Origin of the sequence: Colwellia sp. 12G3, assembly GCF_002836775.1 — a bacterium.
In the GTDB taxonomy this organism is placed as follows: domain Bacteria; phylum Pseudomonadota; class Gammaproteobacteria; order Enterobacterales; family Alteromonadaceae; genus Colwellia.
In genome coordinates, this window is the sequence record NZ_PJAQ01000054.1 from 110,115 (window position 1) to 131,634 (window position 21,520).

Genomic DNA, 21,520 nt, shown 5'->3' on the forward strand with positions numbered 1-21,520 from the left:
CATTTAGTTATCGTTTGTTGAATTAACAAAAAGGCAGATACTCAGGTATCTGCCTTTTTATTTGTGTGACTAAAAATCTAATGTACAACCACTGCCAACTTCGATAAACCTGTCCGTTTCACCACTTTGTTTAAACTCCAGTAGCGCTAAATTTATATCATCAAGCAGTTGATGACGTTGGGGGTAGTTCTTACTGATTGCATAATACAAATGATTGTATTTTAAAGCGGGTTCAATTTTTTCAATACTATTGAGTAGTGCTTGTTTGTTTCGATTGGATAAGTTGGAATAATTAACACTGTAGATGAATACACTCGGGTCACCAATGATTAAGTCGACTCTTTTTGCTACCAGTAGTTTTACTAATTGCAATTCATCTAAGGCTTCAACGACTGCGAATTGTTTTGAATCCATCATGGCATCAAATTCCGGGGTGTTTTGATAACCTCGAACAACACCAATGATCTTACCTTTTAAATTACCTAAATCTGCTTGTAAATTAAAGGAGTCACCTTTGCGTTTTAGTAAGGATAAATCGCCACCAGCAAACTTATTTGAAAGGGCTAATAGTTCTCGACGTTTTTTGCCTAATACGGCATCTGAGGGGGCTGAACTTTCAATAAAGTACTCGGGAAAGAGTATGTCCATTTTCCCTTGCTCTACCAACATAACCGACCTTGCCCAAGGGTAAAAGTGAATATTTACTTGGTAACCTTTGCTGACTAATATTGCGACGGTAAATTGAAAAACCCAGCCTTTATTGCAGACAGCTTCACTAATATAAGGAGGCCAGTTTAGTGTTGCTAAGTTGATGACTTTGTCTGAATCTTCATTAAAGCGATAGCCCTGCGGTGTTTTTATGCCTTGAATCGTGTGTTGTTGCTCATTGGAGTAATAACTTACGGTCAAATTGTCGAATGACTCCTCAGCTTGTGCGACTTCAAGCACGCTGAAATAAACAACTAAAATAAGCGGCAAGGTAATGCCTTGCATGGTACCGAAAATGAAGCCTAATGCACTAACAAGTCTATTAGGCTTTACCGAAGAGGTACTTTGATTTTGTCTGGCTGAAAAGCAGAGTAACATCAACTAAAACTCCTTCACTTAAGGTTTTATCACGCTAATTTTTAAGTATAGCTGTTCATTATCAGTATTTCCTTGGTAATAATCAGTGGTCAGTTAATACAATAATAGAAAAGTTACAGTGGCAACAACACAGGAAATGACGAAACTCAATAACGCCCCCTCCATAACCATATCTCTAATTTCTATTTCCCCTGTGCCGTAAGCAATCGCATTAGGCGCTGTTGCCACGGGTAGCATGAAGGCACAACTGGCAGCCATTGCGGCGGGTATCATGAATATAGCAGGGTCAACACCCATGCCAGTACCCACAACGGCTAAAATAGGCATTAACAGTGTTGCTGTCGCTGTATTACTCGTAATTTCAGTAACGTAGGTCACTACTAAACAAAGCGTTAATACCATGGCTATCATAGGTAGGTTAGCGAGTGAAGATAGCCATTCGCCCAGCATATTGCTTAGCCCCGATGCGGAAAAACCTTTGGCTAGTGCGATACCGCCAGCAAAGAGTAATAACATGCCCCAAGGTATTTCTTTGGCGGCATTCCAGTCAAGAATACGACCACCTTTTCCGTTAGGCGTCATAAACATGATCACAACGGCAGCCAGTGCGACGGTACTATCACCAGCGATAGATATATCAAAAAAACTACTCCAACCACCAAAAGGTGCACCGCGGGTGATCCATGCCAGAGCTGTTAAGGCAAATATGATTAACGTACGCTTTTCTTCACTGCGCCATTTAGGCAATGTTGGTAATTGTATTTTTTCATCCAAGGTAACGGAACGCGTTAACCATAATGCCATTAATGGAATGGAAATAAGTACCACCGGCACACCAATTTTCATCCATTCGAAAAAACCAAATTCTCTGCCGGTAGTTTCTTCATAAATCCCCATGAAGATGACATTAGGCGGTGTGCCAATAGGAGTACCAATACCACCTACTGATGCTGAATAGGCAATGCCGAGTATTAAGGCAACTTTAAGTTTTCTATTATTTACATGGCTTAAAATAGCTAAAGCAATGGGCAACATGATCAAGGTCGATGCGGTGTTTGAAATCCACATACTTAACATCGCGGTTGCCAGCATAAACCCAAACACTAGGCGTCGGCCACTGGTAACACCCACCAGTCTTACCATGTAAACTGCCATGCGTTCGTGGGCACCACTTTTGACCAGTGCCGTTGAGAGCATAAAGGCGCCCATCAATAATAAGATGACATGGCTGCCTAATGAAGAGGCGACCGTTTTGTGATCGACAATACCGAACAAGGGCAGTAAAGCAAAAGGCACTAATGAGGTCGCGGGAATAGGGATGGCTTCGCTAACCCACCATATAACCGTGAGCAGAGTTATTGCCGCCGCGATAGCAGGTTTATCTGCTAAGCCAAAGTGGTTCAGTAAAACGTAAAAAGCAAAGGCTAAAATAGGGCCTAAAAGGATAAAGTGTTGTCGGGTTATTTTCATGATGTTGCAAACTCTGTTGTTAGTAGCACGCTATTTGCGTTGCTTTTATTATTTTTGGTATTGCTTTTCTCGTTGTTATTTACTTAATTTTTATAATTAAACACCATTTTTTTAAGCGTTAGAGTAACGCTCTTTATTGCCTAACCAACGCTGAATTAATGCTTGAGCCGATTCAGGATGCTGGCGCGATAATAAATACGCTTTTTGCTTTATTTCAGGAATTAGATAACCATCACGTAACAGGTCAGCAATTTTAAGGTCAGCTAAACCGGTTTGTCTAGTTCCGAGTAATTCACCAGGGCCTCGAATTTCTAAGTCCTTTTCGGCAATAACAAAACCATCATTGCTTTCTCGCAATACGGCTAAGCGCTTAGTCGCAGTTTTTGATAAGGGCGCTTTATACAATAATACGCAAAAAGAGGCGACAGAGCCACGGCCAACACGACCACGTAATTGGTGTAGCTGAGCTAAGCCTAGACGTTCAGGGTTCTCTATAACCATCAAACTAGAGTTAGGTACATCAACCCCTACTTCAATCACAGTAGTGGCAATTAGTAGGTGTAAATCGCCAGACTTGAAGGCATCCATCACTGCTTGTTTTTCAATGGCCTTCATCCGGCCATGTACTAAGCCAATGTTTAATTCAGGTAATTGCTCTTGTAATAAAATTGCGGTGTCTTCCGCTGCTTGGCACTGTAATACTTCAGACTCTTCGATTAAGGTACATACCCAATACGCTTGCCTGCCATCGTTTACACAGCCTTGGCGAATACGTTCAATGACATCCCCGCGACGTAAGTCAGGTAACGCTACGGTATTGATTGGCGTACGACCGGGAGGAAGTTCATCAATAATAGAGGAATCTAAGTCGGCATAAGCAGTCATTGATAAAGTACGCGGAATAGGTGTTGCCGTCATGATCAATTGATGAGGATATTTATTATCGAATACGCCTTTTTCTCGTAAAGTCAGCCGTTGATGAACACCAAATTTGTGCTGTTCATCAATAATAACTAAGACCATATTTTTAAAGACTACGTCGGCTTGAAAGAGCGCGTGCGTGCCAATAACCATTTGCATGTCGCCACTGGCAATTTGTTCTAAAGCGAGTCTTTTGGCTTTGACTTTGGTTTTTCCTGCTAACCAACCGACGCTAATGCCCAGCGGTGTAAACCAGTTAGCAAAATTAATAGCGTGTTGTTCAGCCAATATTTCCGTAGGAGCCATTAAAGCGACTTGATAGCCCTCACTAATAGCAGTTAGTGCGGCTAGGGCAGCTACTAAGGTTTTACCTGAGCCGACATCACCTTGCACTAAACGCATCATAGGTTGGGTTTTGGCTAAGTCCGCTTTTATTTCATTAACAACGCGTGTTTGAGCGTTGGTGGGCGTAAAAGGTAATGCCTTAAGAAATTTTTCACTAACTTTATCATCACCTATCAGTGGCAGGGCATCATGCACATCACTATTTTGTCTGAGTTTTAGCATACTCAAGTTATGAGCAAGTAGTTCTTCTTTGATTAATCGCTGCTGAGCAGGGTGGCGACCTTGCTCTAATTGCTCTACTGATACCTCAGGGGGCGGGCGATGTATAATCGTTAACGCTTCACTGAGAGAGTATTGCTCGTTAAAAAGATTGGCTGGCAATAACTCTTCAACTTGTCCTCGCTGTAATCGAAGTAATGCTTGTTCGGTTAAACTGCGTAGCGAAATTTGTCTGAGACCATCAGTACTGGGGTAAACGGGTGTTAGGGTTTCTTCAACGGAGGTTAATTCTCTGTCGTCATCAAGAGATTTGTATTCTGGATGAACAATTTGGTAACTACGTGGACCACGTTTTACTTCACCGTAACAGCGAATAGTTTTACCAATAGCTAAACTATTTTTTTGACTTGCTGAAAAGCTGAAAAAGCACAGTTGAATACTACCCGTACCATCATGCAGGGTAACTACCAGCATGCGTCGTTTACCCTGAGTGATCTGACTATCGGTAATTTCGCCAATAATATTGGTTGAGGTACCGACTAATAAATCACGTACTGTGGTGACACGGGTTTTATCTTCATAACGCAGCGGTAAATGAAAAAGTATATCTTGCACTGACAGCAAGCCAATTTTCTCTAGTTTTTCCGATAAACTAGGCCCGACACCTTTGAGAGTACTCAGCGGGACTTGTGATAATCGGCTTAGCGCTTCCTGTGCCATAGTTAACCTCAGCTCGGCTTAAAACTTATTTTCGATAGAATTAGTCATCGAGATGTTGCCAAGCTTTTTTGTTCATTTGCATCTTTTGCCACCATTTTTCATCAGCGACAATTTGACCTGCTTCATCAATTTCTGGGTAAGGTAAGCCCTTACGCTGACAAGCTTCGGCAAATATAGGATGACCACCTTCAAATAAAGTACGTTGACGGCGTTCATTGCTTAAGCGAGGTTTATCATACATTCCAGCAGCTTCGCGCTGGCGTTGTGCTTCGTATAAAACAACTGAGCAAGCAACCGAAACATTTAATGATTGCACCATGCCAACCATAGGAATAACAATATGGTGATCTGCTAGCTCAAGTGCTTCTTTTGAGGTGCCAAACTTCTCTTGGCCTAAAATAATGGCGGTGGGCTTGGTATAATCAATTTCGGTAAAATTAACGGCAGTATCAGACAAGTTGGTGACCAATACCTGCATGCCCTGTGCTTTTAACGCGGCAATGGCATCGGCTGTTTTATGGTAATTATGGACATCAATCCAATTTTGACTACCTGCGGCACTACCACCGCGAACTTCCGCCTCTTCACTCTTCCATACCGCATGAACATCACTAATACCAATAGCATCACAAGTGCGTACTACGGCGGCTAGGTTATGAGATTTGTGTAAGCCTTCCATGCAAACCGTTAAATCAGGTTGGCGTTTGTCTAACATGGTATTAATGCGTGCTAATCTTTCAGGAGTCATTTTTGTTTAATCTGTCAAAGTAAAAAGTTTAATATGTTAAATGAACGATATTTAGGCAAAGCCGTCAAGCGGTGAGTCCATTGAGCTTATATTTATAAGTGATTTGGACGAACTGCGTAGACAATGCCGACTAAATATCTTTCATGACACATATTTTAGTTAACGCTAGGAAGTTCCATGATACCGTCAATCTCGATGGCTACATCTTTTGGCAATTTAGAGACTTGTATTGCAGCTCTTGCTGGGTAAGGCTTACTAAAGTAACGACTCATAATATCGTTAACTGTGGCGAAGTTATTTAAATCGGTTAAGAATATATTCACTTTAACCATATCGTTAATTTCACCACCAGCTGCGTCACATACGGCAACTAGATTTTTAAATACCTGTTCAGCTTGCTCAGCAAAGCCACCTTCAACTACCGTCATTGTTTCAGCAACCAATGGTATTTGGCCTGATAAATAAACCGTATTGTTTACTTTCACTGCTTGGCTGTATGGGCCAATGGCGCTAGGTGCTTTGTCTGTACTGATAATGCTTTTCATAATACTTCCTTTAATAACAATCTTTGGAGACAGCCTTGTTAACTGCCTGAGATAACTGTTTTATTTATTTCGAATGACGCGTTGAACATCAATCATCACTTTAATTTTTCGAATAATGTCAGCTAAATGAATACGGTCGCGACAGGTTATTTCCATGTCTATGACGTATAAACCTGCTTCTTTTTCACCGGAATTTAAGCTGTGAACATTAGAACCACACTTTGCTACAACATTGGTGAGTAACGCTAATGCACCTTGATGGTTAACAATTTCTACCCGTAACTTAGCAATAAATTCTTTATCGATATCACTGTCCCATCTAACTGGGAATAAACTGCGTTGCTCATGGCCTTTAATGTTGCGACAACCTTGCTGGTGCACCATTAAACCTTTACCAGGACTTAAGTAAGCTAAAATAGCATCGCCTGGGATAGGGCGACAACATTTACCGTAGCTTACCAACATGCCTTCGGTACCTCTTATCGGCATTTTGGTCTTGGTACCTGTGGTGATTAAGTCACTATCTTCGGTAAAACCATCGGTAAGTTGTCGAGCGATACCTATGCTCAGGGCATTACCTAAACCTATGTTGGTCAATAATTCATCAAACGTAGCATAGCCACTTTGTTGAACGACTTTATCAATTTTTTCTTGTGCTAAATCTTCAAGCTTCGTTTTACCTAAAGCGTGACTTAATAGGCGAATGCCTAAAGCATGTGATTCAGTCTTTTCACAACTTCTTAGGTAAGTTCTTATTTGTAAACGCGCTTTGGCGGTAACAACAAAGTTTAACCAAGTTGCATTAGGTCTAGCTGCTGCTGAAGTAATTACTTCAATGGTTTGTCCTGAATCAATGGGTTGACTCATAGGATAAGGTTTGCGATCTACCTTAACGCCGACACAAGAATTACCTACATCAGTGTGCACTGCATAAGCAAAATCGATTGCGGTTGCGCCCATTGGTAACTCAATAATGCGACCGTCAGGGGTAAAGACATAAATCTCTTCAGGAAATAAGTCAGACTTCACGTTTTCAATAAACTCAAAAGAGCTACCAGCACTTTGTTGAAGTTCTAATAAACTTTGCATCCAACGACGGGCTTTCATCTGCGCTGTTGTGCCCGTGTTACTACCATCTTGTTTGTATAACCAATGAGCAGCAACACCCTTATCGGCCATTTGATCCATATCTTGGGTACGAATTTGAATTTCTACGGGTATACCATGGGGACCAATTAATGAGGTATGCAGTGATTGATAACCGTTAGTTTTAGGGATTGCGATGTAATCTTTAAAGCGTGTTTCAATCGGTTTGAATAGATTGTGCATGGCACCTAAAGCGCGATAGCAATTGTCAATTTTCTCATGAACGATAACGCGAAAGGCATAAATATCCATGACTTCATTGAACATCAATTCTTTATTAAGCATTTTTCTATAAATTGAGTAGAGGTGTTTTTCTCTACCGATAATTTGCGCATCAATACCACTTTCTTGTAGGCGTGCCGCAATCTCTTTTTCAATATTATCAATGATCGCTTTGCGGTTACCGCGGGCACTTTTTACTGCGGATTTCAACGCACGTGAGCGCATGGGATACAGGGCTTCAAAACCTAAGCGTTCTAATTCATTTTTTATATCATGAATACCTAAACGGTTAGCTATTGGTGCATAAATTTCTAAAGTTTCTCGGGCAATACGACGGCGCTTATCGGGACGTAAAGCACCAAGGGTACGCATGTTATGAGTACGATCGGCAAGTTTGATTAAAATAACACGGATATCTTGCACCATGGCAAGTACCATCTTACGGAAGTTTTCCGCTTGCATTTCTTCTTTGTTATCAAATTTAAGCTTATCGAGTTTACTAACACCTTCAACGAGTTCTGCCACGGTATGGCCAAACAATTCAGCTAATTGATCTTTAGTAACTTCGGTATCTTCAATAACATCGTGTAATAAAGCGGCCATGAGGGTTTCATGGTCTAAGTGCATCTGGGCTAGGTTAATCGCTACGGCAACGGGATGAGTTATATAAGGGTCACCACTAGAACGCATTTGGCCATCATGGGCATCACGCGCGACAATATAGGCGTGTTTTAGCAAATCTATTTGTACTTTTGATAGGTAAGTAGAGCTAAGTTCTTTTAAAGGTTCAAATAGGTACACCTAATACTCCAAATTGAGAGGGGAAATGGGGGCAATTCGAGTATATACCCTAGTTAATACTCATGTTACCTCTAAATGCACGGTTCAGCGAGCATTAAAAGGCTTAAAGGCAAGGCATTGATTGAAGTATCATAAGTATAAATAGCATACGCGGCAATACGCTCTATTTACAAGGAAAAAATAAAGCTTAACCAATAAAAAGACAATAAAAAACGCGTAACCTATTTTCTGGTATAAAACAGAATGAGGTACGCGTTTTTAATGACTTAAAACTAATTCTTCTTGATGAAGGAATTAACTCTAGCTAAAATCTTCTTGTTGACCACCAACAATCGCTGCAACAGCATCTAATTCAGCAGTATCTTGCTGAATTTGTTGTGCACGATCAGAAGTGTTCATAATGTCTGTAGTAATTAAGCCTGCTTCGATTTCACGCAAAGCGATTACCGTTGGTTTGTCGTTTTCGACTTCTACCAATGGATCTTTCCCGCCAGTTGCAATTTGACGAGCACGACGTGATGCAACTAGCACCAAATCAAAACGATTACCGACTTTTTCTACGGCATCTTCAACAGTTACGCGAGCCATCTGGGCACTCCAACTAATAAACCAACTTACAAAATAGCTGCGTAGTTTACTGGGCACTCACTAATTAAGCAAGTAATACCAAGTCAATTAAGTAATTTCCCATTCAGCGAGAATTAAAAGGCTTAGAGGCAAGGTATTGATTGAAGAGAATGGTTATTCCCTTGTCGAAAGCAATAATGCAGCATATAAGCTTTTTAAACTCGCCCTTCGGGGACTTGTCAGAGACTCATTAACGGCACAAAATCCCTTTGATTTAGAATGACTAGTTCAAAAAAATTTAGTTTGTTATTGAACCTCTGTCATAGCCCTGAAATGGGAATTACTTTAATTGAATTGGTATTCTATCCACGCAACAGGGGACATTTCTTATTTTATTACTTATTCAGCAGACTGAGCTACTTCACTATTTAATAATTTACTAAATAATTCTTGCTGAGCAATGCTTTGTTGGCGACATTTAAGGCGCTGGTTATTTACCACAATGGTTAGATCAAGCAGGGCTTGGTCGAAATTGTCATTAACGATAATGTAATCAAATTCATTATAGTGAGAACATTCAGCTTGAGCTTGTGCCATACGACTGGCGATCACTTCTTCACTGTCTTGACCTCGACCTCTTAGACGACTTTCTAACTCTTCTTTAGAAGGTGGGCTAATAAAAATAGTAGTCACACTTGGTTTTTTCATGCGAACTTGTTGAGCACCTTGCCAATCAATATCAAGGAATACATCAACACCTTGTGCAAGCTGTTCATCGATAGCTGCTTCAGACGTGCCGTAATAGTTGCCAAATACTTCGGCATACTCATAAAAGGCATTATTTTCGATTTGTTTTTTAAATTCAGTCACACTAACAAAGTGATAATGTTCGCCATTATTTTCGCCAGGACGGGCATCACGGGTAGTATGAGAAACAGATACCTGCATCGCTCTTGACGAAGCCAAATTATCTTGTTTTAACAAGGCATTGATAAGGCTTGATTTCCCTGCACCACTTGGCGCAGACAGAATAAATAAATTACCGGGAACAATCACAGAGTTTTCCTTGAGTTTCAGTAGAATGACAGCCAATAAAAAAGGCTAAGCGTTATTTTACTCTATTAGAATAAAAAAAGCTCAGCCAGATTTAAATGGTGTTAAGACTTCTTAATAATGAAGGCTTAAAGCACCTTAGCAATAGATTTTGCTAAGTAATCAACATTACTGTTCGCAATACCAGCAATACTCATACGGCTAGAACCGACCATGTAAATGCTGTATTCATCTTGTAATTGTTGTACTTGCTCAGGGGTTATACCTAAGAAAGAGAACATACCACTTTGACGACTGATAAAGCTAAAGTCGCGTGTTACGCCATTCTCAGCAAGCTTATCAACGATTAATTTACGGTTGCCATTAATACGGTCACGCATTGCTTTAAGTTCGCTATGCCATTGTGTACGAAGTTCATCTGAACTTAAAATCGTTTCTACAATCGCAGCACCATGTGCTGGCGGCATAGAGTAAATAACACGTACAACATAAAGTAAAACAGAGTTAGCAATATCAACAGAAATACTAGATTCACCAATGATAGTACAAGCACCAATACGTTCACGGTATAAACCAAAGTTTTTAGAACATGAACTACAAACAATCATCTCTTTAACTGTTTCAGCCATCAGACGTAAACCGTAAGCATCTTCGTCTAAACCAGTGCCAAAGCCTTGATAAGCCATATCAATCAATGGTGTGAAACCAACACTTTTAGCTACTTCAGCAACTTGTTGCCATTGTTCGTTGTTTAAATCCATACCACTTGGGTTATGACAACAAGCGTGTAATAACACTACGTCATCACTGCTAACTTCTTTCAACGCATTTAACATACCGTCAAAATCTAAGCTTTTATTTTCATAGTCGTAATAAGGGTACGTTTTAACGTTTAAGCCAGCAGCAGCAAATAAACCCGTGTGATTTGCCCATGTTGGGTTACTTACCCAGATAGTCGCGCCGTCTTTGCAAGACTTAATAAATTCAGCCGCTACGCGTAAAGCACCAGTACCGCCTGGTGTTGATATAGTGCGAGCACGGTTTTCGTTTAGTACTTTATGTTCAGCGCCAAAAATAAGCTTAGCCATTTCGTCATTGAATAAAGGAGAGCCAGTTGGGCCAATGTAAACTTTACTATCTTCGGTATTGGTACGATGTTGTTCAGCTTTTTTTACACAATCTAAAACAGCAGTATGACCTGCTTCGTTTTTGAATACGCCAACACCTAAATCAATTTTATTTGGGTTGTTATCTTTTCTATATTTAGCTAATAATCCAAGAATTGGATCAGCAGGCAAAGCCTTTAAACGACCAAACATGACAGAAGTTTACCTTATGTTAGATGAGAGTTACGTCAATAAGGCATTATCGCACTTATGAGTCAAAACTCTCTAATTTTTAATCACTCAAGCATAACGTAAAGTGAGGGCGTAATTAAAGTAATTTTTACGCCCTATAGTGACAAAAGTAAGATTAATTTGTACGGGTTTAGCTCTTTATTTTATAAGTATATGACGATGTACTTAATAAAGAACTAAACTATGGTGAGAATTAAGTCACGCTTAAAAATTATCGGTAATTGCAGCAACAACACCAATGATACCGCCAAAGATACCACCCCAAACAACGAGCCAACCAAGATGTTTTTGTATCATCTTTTGAACAATCTCTTTAACCAATTGTGGTGTTAATTCATTAAGGCGCTTTTCAATAATATCGCTGACTTTATCCCGCATGCCGGAAATGATATCAGGCTGCTCTAATTCTTCTCGCAGTAAAGTATTAAATTGCTCACTCTGCGCGATATCTTGTATTGAGAGTTTCATCTTCTCAATAAAAGGCTCTTTCATTGGCTGTAGAGCTGCACTACCGCCAACCATGGCAAGCATGCTGCCAAAAGACGAATTTTCAATAACGGACACTAAACTGTCAAAGGCTGGAGATAGATCTACTTTATCAATGACGGGGGCTAAATTAAGAGTACTGGCTTTTCCTGAACTATCAGAAAGAAATCGGTCAATATTATCTTCAGTAAAAAATTGCTCCATCATTAATTGACGAATAGCGACTTTAAACTCTTCAAAACGTGCAGGAATAACGCCTGAACCATACAGTAGTGGTACTTTTTCAAATAACATATGTATAGCAAGCCAGTTAGTGATCGCGCCTGATAATGCAAATAATCCTAAGGTAAAAAGAATATGCTGCTCGCTAACATAGCCCCCTATTGTGCAAGCCAATGCAATGAGGTTAGTGATAAGGCTTTTGTTCACGAAATACTCCCAGATAGAATGATACAAAGAATAGAAATTTTAAAGGTGGCTATGATAGCATTTAATTTACTTACCTTAAAAATAGATAATCCAGCGATGAAAGCTTCTTTGAAAAGTATCCTGACGTTAACGACGCTCTTTTTTATTAGCGCCTGTGGTGCGGATAACTCAGTAAATTCACCTTGGCGTCAATTGGCGCTTAACAATACGGTATTATTAACCTTACCTCATGGCAAAGTGGTTATTGAGCTAGCACCACAATTCTCTCCAAAAAATGTTGCGCAATTTAGCGACTTAACAAAAAGTGGCTTTTACGATAGCACTAAATTCTACCGTGTCATCGACGGTTTTGTTGCACAAGCGGGGCCAAAAGATGGCAGTAAGAAAGACAAGTCAGTTCCGCTATTAGCAATGGAGTCGGAATGGCAAACCGATAGTAAATGGACCTATACTCCGGTACAGCAGCAGGATTTATTTGCACAGCAAACCGGATTTAAAGACGGCTTTGCGATAGCTTATCAAGCCAGTAATAACGACAGTCCAAGTAAAGCATGGTTAACACATTGCCCTGGTACGATAGCAATGGCCAGAAATAATGAGGCAGATACCGCCTCAAGTCATTTTTATTTTGTTATTGGTCAAGCACCACGTTATTTAGACAAAATAATGACCATTGTTGGTCGCGTGGTCTACGGAATGCAACATGTGCAAGCAATACAGCGTACTGAAGTTGTTGAGGGGGATTACGCGGTTGATCATCGTGATTTTACAAAAATAATTAGAATGCAATTAATGAGTGATGTTGAGAAAGCTGATCAAATTCATATTGAAGTTGAGAATACTGAGTCAACGATGTTTGCGGAGCGCCTAATAAAACGTAGGGCACGTGAAAGTGATTTTTTCTACAAAAAACCACCGCCGGTACTTGATGTTTGTCAGATCCCTATTAGAAGTCGACGAGTGAAATAGAACAAGTTCAGTGAATATTGTTTAGCAAGAAAGGGATATTATGCAAAGTTGTTATGACTTTGTAATTTAACAGCGTTACACGTGATCAGTTGTCGGTGTCATGTTAATATAGGCTACTAATAATACAATTATTTATAATTAATACCCTAACAGAGTAGATATTTTGCCTATTTTTTCGATAAATTTGTTTAAAAAACAGTCTTTTGACGTCGCAACTAAATACAATACCTTGGTTGCTGCTGTTACTTTACTTAGTGCGTCACTACTAAGTAACACCGCTTGGGCTGATATTCAGCCACGTAGTGCTAGTCTCAATTATTCACAAAAATCCTTATCAAATGCGGGCAATCCTGCGGCAGCAGCATTAATTGTTGCACGTAAAGACCCTCATGTGATGACGGGTGGTTCAATTGAAATTGGTGGTGGTATTGAGTATGGTGATTTAGATGACTTATTTGCCAAAATTGACGAATTATCAATACTGTATAATCCACCGAGTGAGGTTAATGATGGTAGTGAGGTTGAATTACCACCTACGCCAGAAAATCCGACCAGCAATTATACTTGGGATGATGTTTTTGCTGAGAATCCTGAATTAGAAGATCGCCTTGATATTCTTAAAACAAAAGTAGTGTCTACTGCAGGTTTGCTAGCCTTAATTGCATCTGAAGGTTACGGTAAAGCTGAAGCTACCAGTAATGCGAGTTTTGTATTAAATGAAGATTTTTTTGGCGGAACTTTATTATTCGGTATGGCGTACAAAGGTAATTCAAAAGCCGTTGGTATTTTTGAGGAATTAACCCTTGATGCCGACTACGCAAAAGAGCAATTGAAAACAATTCCTGATTTTGACGAAAATGATCCGATACAAGAAATTGATCTCTCTGACGGCATGACCCTCTTTTATGATCCCGCCAATAAAAAAATTAAATTGTCTGTCGAAAATGACAGTTTGTTACTGATTAAAGCAACGAAAATAGCGCAGTTTTCCTTATCTTATAGTCGTAATGTAATAAAAAGTGATGCAGGCGATTTATATTTGGGCATAAAACCTACCTTTTATCGGGTGGGATTAACTAATGTAGGTACACGTATTGGTGATATCAGCGATACCGACGAATTGTTTGATGATATTAAAAATGCTGATTTTATTTATGAAAATGGTTTTGATGTCGATTTAGGAATCGTTTGGGCAGCAGAGCACTACCAGTTGGGCGCTTCGGTAAATAATATACTTGAGCAGACATATGAATTTCCTGATTTTGATAGAAGTTCATTTACGTCAGTGAGAATCGTCAATCAACTTAATCAAGAGAGTATTTATACTATGGAGCGTCAGTTTAAGTTAGAAGCTGGCATTTTTACCGACCAACGTCATTGGAGTTTAAACGCTGAATTAGACGTTAATTCTGTTGCAGACCCTATGCGTGACGATTATCAATGGTTCACCTTAACAGGTGGCTATGCAGCCGATAGTTGGTGGTTGCCAAGTGCTCGCTTAGGTTTTAGCCGTAACTTAGCGGGTTCACAACTGGGTTATATCAACGCTGGGGTGACTGTGATGAAGTTCATCAATATTGATGTGGCAACAACCTTAGATACGGTCATGTTAGATGGCACCGAGATGCGACGCGGTGCTAATATTCGTGTCGGTGTGCAATTTGATTACTAGATTATAAAGTTAAATGTACTGGCTAAAGAATAGATAACGATTGGTTCTATTCTTTTAGCTTGTAGCTAATACTGACAATATCAAAAACTCGCTCACCATCAGGAGCGTGCACTACTATCTCATCATCAACGCTTTTACCTAATAACGCGCGAGCCATGGGAGAATCTATACTGATTTCTCCTCGTTTAACGTCCCACTCATCGGGACCAACTAAACGATAAATAACTTCAATATCATCTTCATTGACTAAAGTGACCCAAGCACCAAAAAAAACTCGTCCCTCTTGCTGAACGTCAGGATAGACTATGGTTAAATCTTCAGTACGTTTCATTAAAAAGCGTACACGGCGATCTATCTCACGTAAACGGCGCTTGCCATAGATGTATTCAGCATTTTCACTGCGGTCACCTTGTGCCGCTGCTTCACTGACTGAGCGCGTTATTTTTGGGCGTTCGTCTTTCCAAAGAAATTTAAGTTCTTTATCTAAACGATCCCAGCCTGCGCGGGTTATATAGTTTGATTTTTTCATGGTGTTATTTTACATAATTAATTAGCTGCTTGTTGGCAATATTAAATATAAATTAGTCCAATTGGTATAACTAATGATCACCAACCATACTGTAAAATAGTTTACTCATATTGTTGGACGTGTGAATGAAGGCATTGGTTGTTGAACCCTCAAAAATGTATCAATTACTGTTAAATGAATTTCTCAATGGTTTTTCCATCAGTCATGAAGTTGTCACCACCGGTGAAGCAGCATTAATTGCGTTAGCAAAAGAACCGGTAGATTTCATTATTATTGCGATGAATCTATCAGATACGCTGGCAACCACACTCGCGAGTCAAATTAAATCCCAGAAAAATTTAGCTAACACCATCATTGTCATTATGACAGGTGAGCAAGATCCGTCGAAACTATTGCAAATGAAAACGGCAGACATAAATCATGTGTGTCAACGACATCAGTTAAATCAGCTAAAAGACATTTTAACTAAATTAACGCAAGGTGACCTAACCATTAGCAGGGTTTCAGGACATATATTATACCTTGAAGACCACTTGACACTTGCCAATATGACGATGGATATTCTTACGCAAATGGGCTTAACTTTTGACCACAGCTGTTCTGCGGAACAGGGTTTAGTTTTATTCGAAGAAAATTGTTACGACTTAGTCTTACTCGATATTATTTTAGCCGGAAAAAAAGATGGCATTGAAATGATACAAGAGATTAGAGCCCGCGATGATGATAAAAAGTTAGTCCCAATTTTGGCTATGTCAGCAACGTCTAAAGCCAGTGAAAGAATTAATGTGTTAAAGGTAGGATCGAATGATTTTATTACCAAACCTGTCTTGCAAGCTGAGTTGGCAGTTAGAGCTAAAAATCTGATTGTGGCACGGCAACTACACTTGAAAATAATCAGTCAACAGCAAGCATTAGAAAAGCTTGCGATGACAGATCAGTTAACAGGTTTATATAACCGTTATTTTCTTAATTCCTTTATTGATAAAGCGTTGAGTTTAGCTAAACGGCATAAATATCCATTAAGCCTTCTCATGATCGACCTCGACAAATTTAAATACATTAATGATACGTTCGGCCATGATCAAGGTGATGAAGTATTAGTAAATATTGCGGCGGTATTACAACAAAATTGTCGTTTGGAAGACATTGCCGTACGTTTAGGTGGTGATGAATTTTTAGTGGTGCTTCCGCATTGTCCCCAAGCACAAGCTATCAGTAAAGCCGATGAAATTTGTAGCAAAATACATGCTATAGAAACGAGTCGAGTTGAAGTGGTCGTGGCAGCAAGCTTTGGTGTCAGTTCAACGGAGCAGGGGAGTTTTAACTATAAATCTTTATTTGATTTGGCCGATCAAGCTGCTTATCAAGCAAAAGCGAAAGGTGGAAATACAGTGCATTGCGTTAAGTTGTAGTAAAGCCATACTATTGAATGTCGCAGTATAATTCTCGTCAGAACAGTTTTCTGTTATTATGCTAACCAACATATTATCCTGCTGGAACTGCCTTTCAATGTTAACTATTGCCGAGCAAATCGCTCAAGAACTCAATGTTAACGCGGTACAAATAAATGCCGCTATTACTTTACTTGATGATGGTGCCACTGTGCCATTTATTGCCCGCTATCGTAAAGAAGCTACCCAAGGTTTAGATGATAATCATCTTCGCCATTTAGCGCAGCGTTTAAGCTATTTACGTGAGCTAGAAGACCGTCGACAAGTTATCTTAGTGAGTATTAAGCAACAAGATAAGCTCACCGTTGAACTCGAAAAATTAATCACTCAAGCAGATAACAAAACTCGCTTAGAAGATTTATATTTGCCCTATAAGCCAAAGCGTCGTACTAAAGGTAAAATCGCCAGTGAAGCGGGTATCGCACCTTTAGCGAATAAGCTCTTTAATAACTGGCAACTATCTCCAACAACCGAGGCTAAATATTTTATCAATGAAGCCGCTGGTTTTTCTGATGTGAATGCCGTGTTGGAAGGTGCTTGTTATATTTTAGCGGAACGTTTTAGTGAAGATGCCAATTTACTAGCGAAATTACGTGCTCATTTATTAAAACAGGCGCATTTAACCAGCAAGCTTGTTAAAGGACAAGAGAAAGCTGGGGCAAAATTCCGTGATTATTTTGAGCACAGCGAAAAGCTGAAATCAGTACCTTCTCATCGTATGCTTGCCATGTTACGCGGCAGGAATGAAGGTTTCTTAAAGCTTAATATTGACGTTGACCCAGGACAAGAGACTGCTATTTTTAATAGTGCTGAGCAGATTATCATTGAACACTTAACGTTACGTTGCCTATCTACCGGAAATAAACAACCTGCGGCAGAGTTTTTAACTAAGCTAGTGCAATTAACATGGAAAGCCAAACTAAATATTAGTTTAAGCAATGAACTTGTCACTAGTTTACGCGAGCAAGCAGAAACACAAGCAATTGACGTGTTTTCAAATAACCTTGCTGATCTATTGATGGCAGCACCTGCTGGGGCACAAGTGACCTTAGGTTTAGATCCAGGTTTAAGAACGGGCTGTAAAATTGCCGTTGTTGATGGCACAGGAAAATTATTACATACCGCGACCATCTTCCCACACGTCCCGCAAAATCATTGGGATAAATCGATACGAACCTTGGTCAATATTTGTCGTCAGCATAACGTTGAATTAGTGGCTATTGGCAATGGTACCGGCTCACGTGAAAGTGATAAATTAATTGCTGAAGTTATTCAATTTTTCAAAGCAGAGGAAAGTAAAATACAACTTACTAAGATGATCGTCAGTGAAGCTGGCGCATCTGTTTATTCTGCTTCGGAATTTGCCGCTAACGAATTTCCTGATTTAGATGTGTCAATTCGTGGCGCCGTTTCTATTGCTCGACGTCTACAAGATCCATTAGCTGAATTAGTAAAAATTGATCCAAAAGCTATCGGTGTTGGCCAATATCAGCACGATGTGAGTCAAAGTCAACTGAGTAAAACCCTTGACGACGTCGTTGAAGATTGTGTAAATGCGGTTGGCGTTGACTTAAACAGTGCTTCAGCGGCTTTATTAACACGTGTTTCAGGGTTAAACAAAACCATGGCGAGCAATATAGTTGCTTATCGAGATAGCGAAGGTCGCTTTACCAACAGAAAGCAGCTGAAGAAAGTCGCTCGTTTAGGGCCTAAGGCTTTTGAACAAGCCGCAGGTTTTTTACGTATCACTGACGGTGACAATCCGTTAGATCAATCAGCACTTCATCCTGAAAGTTATCCTGTAGTTGAGAAAATCCTTAAGTTATTACAACTTGATGTTAGCAAAATACTTAATAATGATGAGCAACTAAAATTACTCGACATTGATCAACTAACCAATAATGATTTTGGTGAAGTGACCATTAAAGATATTATCAAAGAATTGTCTAAGCCGAATCGTGATCCTAGGCCAGCGTTTAAAACCGCTAGTTTTGCTGAAGGCGTTACTACCATGGCTGATTTAACCTTAGGCATGATACTTGAGGGCGTAGTCTCTAATGTTGCTAACTTTGGTGCTTTTGTTGATATTGGTGTGCATCAAGATGGCTTAGTCCACATTTCATCAATAACCGATAAGTTTGTCAGTGATCCGCGTGAAATTGTCAAAGCAGGCGATATTGTCAAGGTTAAGGTATTAGAAATTGATGCGGCTCGTAAGCGAATCAGTTTGACTATGCGCTTGGATGAACAAGCAACGGAGCAAACTAAAAAGCCGACACAAGCTCAAGGTGCTAGTAACGCCACTAATAAAGTGAAAAACCACACAGGTAATAAAAATCAGCAAGGAAAATCACCTGCACAGCAAAACAATGGGCAAAGTAGGTCACAAGGTCATTCACAAGGTAAGAAAGTAGACAATGCTGTGATGGGTAACGCTTTTGCCGATGCTTTTGCTAAGCTGAAGAAATAAAAGCAGACAATTTCTAACTAATTGTCGAAATAGTGTTGACTATAGTAATGAGAATGATTATCATTTGTCTTGTTGCTTAGGCAGTGAATGCTCTCTCACTAAATAGGTAATACCAATTCAATTAAGTTTGTTCTCACTCAGCGAGAATTAAAAGTTTTATAGGCAAGGCATTGTTTGAAGATAATGGTTATTCCCTTATCAAAATCAATAACGCAGTATATAAGACTTTTAAACTCGCCCTAGGGAGCTTGCTTGGAAAACAATAACTGCACAAATTTGTTTGATTTAGGATGACTAAACCAGCACAAATTTTATTTGCTCTAGTTCTCCAAGCATAGTTCTGAGTTAGGAATAAACATATTTGATTTGGTATATGCAAAGCACGGAACTTAGTGGTTATGCTCCAGGACACATAACCACTAAGTACCACTTTGGGATTCTTCGGAGTTCGATTCGACTTTAAAATTTTTGATGGTTTAACCAGTAACACTTTTGATGAAAAATGTTACTGGTTTTTTTATGGTTAAAAGTTATTCTCGATGAATTTTGATCACTAAATTAATGTAAATGATATTAGATTTTAAAACGACCTACGACCTCAGACATACCATGGCTACTTACTTTTAATTGCTGGCTAGTCTCACTAAGTTGCGCTGTTGTTGCCAACGATTCATCGGTCATGCCCGCTAAATCATTAATACTGCCATTAACTTCATTGGCTGCTTGGCTTTGTTGTTCAGTAGCACGTGCGATTTGCGTATTCATATCTGAGATCACTTCCATTAAACGGTCTATTTCAGAAAGAGAATCATCCGCTTTAGCTGTCTGCTCTACTGTTTTTAGTGATATATCCTGACTAACTTTCACCGCAGAAACCGCATCTTGTGCACCCGCTTGCAGCTTTTGTATCATCTTCTGAATTTCGTTGGTACTTTGTTCTGTTCGGTTCGCTAAGGTACGCACTTCATCAGCGACTACGGCAAAACCACGACCTTGCTCACCTGCACGTGCTGCTTCTATTGCGGCGTTTAGTGCTAATAAATTGGTCTGCTCGGCAATGCCTCTAATCACATCCAGTACTGAGCCGATATTGTCACTCTCAGAGGCCAAACTAGCAATTACTTGGCTAACCTCATCAATGTTGCTCGATAGCGATTGCATTTGTGTAATGGTATTTGAAATAATTTCTTTGCCATCCGAAGTGTTGCTTCTTGCATCATTCGCTGCTTGTTCTGCAGAGCTGGCATTGTCACTCACTTCTCTAATTTGTGAGGTCATTTCTTCCATCGCGGTAGCTACTTGCGCAGTAATATCATTTTGACTTTGTATAAGGGTTTGCACGGTATCACTTGCCCCAGATACCGCCTCAGCATGGTCTAACACTTGTGCGGTATTATCGGCGACATCTTGTAATGATTGGCGCATTTTTGCCGTAAAGTCATTAAAATATTTAGATAAACGAGAAATCTCATCTTGACCGCTATCATCTAAGGAATGCGTGAGATCACCTTCGCCTTGCGCTATATCTTTCATTAACGCAGCAGCAGAACGTGTCGGTAATAAAATACTCTTACCAATAACATAACTTAACGCGATGATGACCAAGGCGATCACTAGGCTGTCAATAATAACCCTGTTGCGCTGTGCGGCAAAAGTAGCTTCAATATTATCTAGGTAAACACCCGATCCAACAATCCATTGCCATGGAGTGAAGCCTTTAACAAAGCCTATTTTATCGACCGGCTCGTCTAAGCCAGGCTTGGCCCATTTGTAATAAACGAAACCCTCACCTTTTGCTTTGACAATATTCACCATATCGACAAATAAGGTTTTACCATCAGGGTCTTTAACACCTGCTACATTTTTTCCGTTTAGCTGCGGTTTCACCGGATGCATTACCATGTTGGGAGTAAAGTCATTCACCCAAAAATAGTTATTTGTGTCATAACGTAAACTGGCAATAATATTCAGCGCTTGTTCCTTTGCCTGACTTTCACTAAGCTCACCTGATTGCTGCAAAGCATAGTGGTGCTCAACAATACCGTAAGTACTATCAATTAATTCTTTGGTGGTATTCTTTTTTTGCACCATCATCGATTTATATTCTGCTGACAAGCTCATAACATCGAGTGCTGAAAGGCCAATAATGATTAATGCCACCAGCATAGATAATCGTTGCTGTATGGTAAATTTCCGTAAAAAATTCATAAAATTCTCTTTGAAATTAATAAGCTGTATTTGTTAGTTTAGTTCAATTTTTACCATAATCACTCGCAAGTTAAATATAAAATAGTCATTTGAAATAGCAATTAA

General features: G+C 39.7%; 16 protein-coding genes. 4 read left to right on the forward strand and 12 right to left on the reverse strand.

Annotation, left to right across the window (positions count from 1 at the left end):
• Positions 1–69: 69 nt before the first annotated feature.
• From CXF71_RS12360 to CXF71_RS12405, 10 genes are all read right to left on the reverse strand, one after another.
• Positions 70–1,089, reverse strand: coding sequence for a transporter substrate-binding domain-containing protein (locus tag CXF71_RS12360; protein WP_232771462.1), 1,020 nt, complete (start codon positions 1,087–1,089; stop codon positions 70–72).
• 90 nt (positions 1,090–1,179) lie between these two features.
• Positions 1,180–2,556: an SLC13 family permease gene (locus CXF71_RS12365; RefSeq protein WP_101233255.1), complete on the reverse strand. Its 1,377-nt coding sequence runs from the start codon at positions 2,554–2,556 to the stop codon at positions 1,180–1,182.
• A gap of 111 nt (positions 2,557–2,667) precedes the next feature.
• Positions 2,668–4,761, reverse strand: coding sequence for an ATP-dependent DNA helicase RecG (recG, locus tag CXF71_RS12370; protein WP_101233256.1), 2,094 nt, complete (start codon positions 4,759–4,761; stop codon positions 2,668–2,670).
• A 40-nt stretch (positions 4,762–4,801) separates the two neighbouring features.
• Positions 4,802–5,509, reverse strand: coding sequence for a tRNA (guanosine(18)-2'-O)-methyltransferase TrmH (gene trmH / locus CXF71_RS12375; protein WP_101233257.1), 708 nt, complete (start codon positions 5,507–5,509; stop codon positions 4,802–4,804).
• Positions 5,510–5,664: 155 nt separating this feature from the next.
• Positions 5,665–6,057 (reverse strand): RidA family protein, encoded by a 393-nt coding sequence (locus CXF71_RS12380; protein WP_198559884.1) that lies wholly within the window; start codon positions 6,055–6,057, stop codon positions 5,665–5,667.
• A 57-nt stretch (positions 6,058–6,114) separates the two neighbouring features.
• Positions 6,115–8,223 (reverse strand): bifunctional GTP diphosphokinase/guanosine-3',5'-bis pyrophosphate 3'-pyrophosphohydrolase, encoded by a 2,109-nt coding sequence (gene spoT / locus CXF71_RS12385; RefSeq protein WP_101233259.1) that lies wholly within the window; start codon positions 8,221–8,223, stop codon positions 6,115–6,117.
• A 300-nt stretch (positions 8,224–8,523) separates the two neighbouring features.
• Positions 8,524–8,811: a DNA-directed RNA polymerase subunit omega gene (rpoZ, locus tag CXF71_RS12390; RefSeq protein ID WP_101230002.1), complete on the reverse strand. Its 288-nt coding sequence runs from the start codon at positions 8,809–8,811 to the stop codon at positions 8,524–8,526.
• 378 nt (positions 8,812–9,189) lie between these two features.
• The gene (gene gmk, locus CXF71_RS12395; protein WP_232771463.1) at positions 9,190–9,846 is read right to left on the reverse strand and encodes a guanylate kinase; all 657 of its coding nucleotides are present in this window, start codon (positions 9,844–9,846) and stop codon (positions 9,190–9,192) included.
• Between the two features lie 125 nt (positions 9,847–9,971).
• Positions 9,972–11,162 (reverse strand): amino acid aminotransferase, encoded by a 1,191-nt coding sequence (locus tag CXF71_RS12400; protein WP_101233260.1) that lies wholly within the window; start codon positions 11,160–11,162, stop codon positions 9,972–9,974.
• Positions 11,163–11,405: 243 nt separating this feature from the next.
• Entirely contained in the window at positions 11,406–12,116 is a 711-nt protein-coding gene (locus tag CXF71_RS12405; RefSeq protein WP_101233261.1) for a DUF445 domain-containing protein, read from the reverse strand.
• A 51-nt stretch (positions 12,117–12,167) separates the two neighbouring features.
• On the opposite strand from CXF71_RS12405, the gene CXF71_RS12410 reads away from it, so the two are divergent.
• The gene (locus CXF71_RS12410) at positions 12,168–13,085 is read left to right on the forward strand and encodes a peptidylprolyl isomerase (RefSeq protein WP_101233262.1); all 918 of its coding nucleotides are present in this window, start codon (positions 12,168–12,170) and stop codon (positions 13,083–13,085) included.
• A gap of 163 nt (positions 13,086–13,248) precedes the next feature.
• On the forward strand, positions 13,249–14,757 hold the full coding sequence (gene traF, locus CXF71_RS12415; RefSeq protein WP_101233263.1) for a conjugal transfer protein TraF: 1,509 nt from the start codon (positions 13,249–13,251) through the stop codon (positions 14,755–14,757).
• A 46-nt stretch (positions 14,758–14,803) separates the two neighbouring features.
• Here traF and greB read toward each other — a convergent pair whose 3' ends face one another.
• Entirely contained in the window at positions 14,804–15,286 is a 483-nt protein-coding gene (greB, locus tag CXF71_RS12420; RefSeq protein ID WP_101233264.1) for a transcription elongation factor GreB, read from the reverse strand.
• Between the two features lie 125 nt (positions 15,287–15,411).
• Between greB and CXF71_RS12425 the strand changes: the two genes are divergently transcribed.
• Together CXF71_RS12425 and CXF71_RS12430 are read left to right on the forward strand one after the other, a co-directional pair.
• Positions 15,412–16,698: a diguanylate cyclase gene (locus CXF71_RS12425; protein ID WP_101233265.1), complete on the forward strand. Its 1,287-nt coding sequence runs from the start codon at positions 15,412–15,414 to the stop codon at positions 16,696–16,698.
• A gap of 97 nt (positions 16,699–16,795) precedes the next feature.
• Positions 16,796–19,207, forward strand: a complete 2,412-nt coding sequence (locus CXF71_RS12430; protein WP_101233266.1) for a Tex family protein — start codon at positions 16,796–16,798, stop codon at positions 19,205–19,207.
• Positions 19,208–19,780: 573 nt separating this feature from the next.
• On the opposite strand, the gene CXF71_RS12435 is transcribed toward CXF71_RS12430, so the two are convergent.
• Positions 19,781–21,415, reverse strand: a complete 1,635-nt coding sequence (locus CXF71_RS12435) for a methyl-accepting chemotaxis protein (RefSeq protein WP_101233267.1) — start codon at positions 21,413–21,415, stop codon at positions 19,781–19,783.
• Between the last annotated feature and the right edge of the window lie 105 nt (positions 21,416–21,520).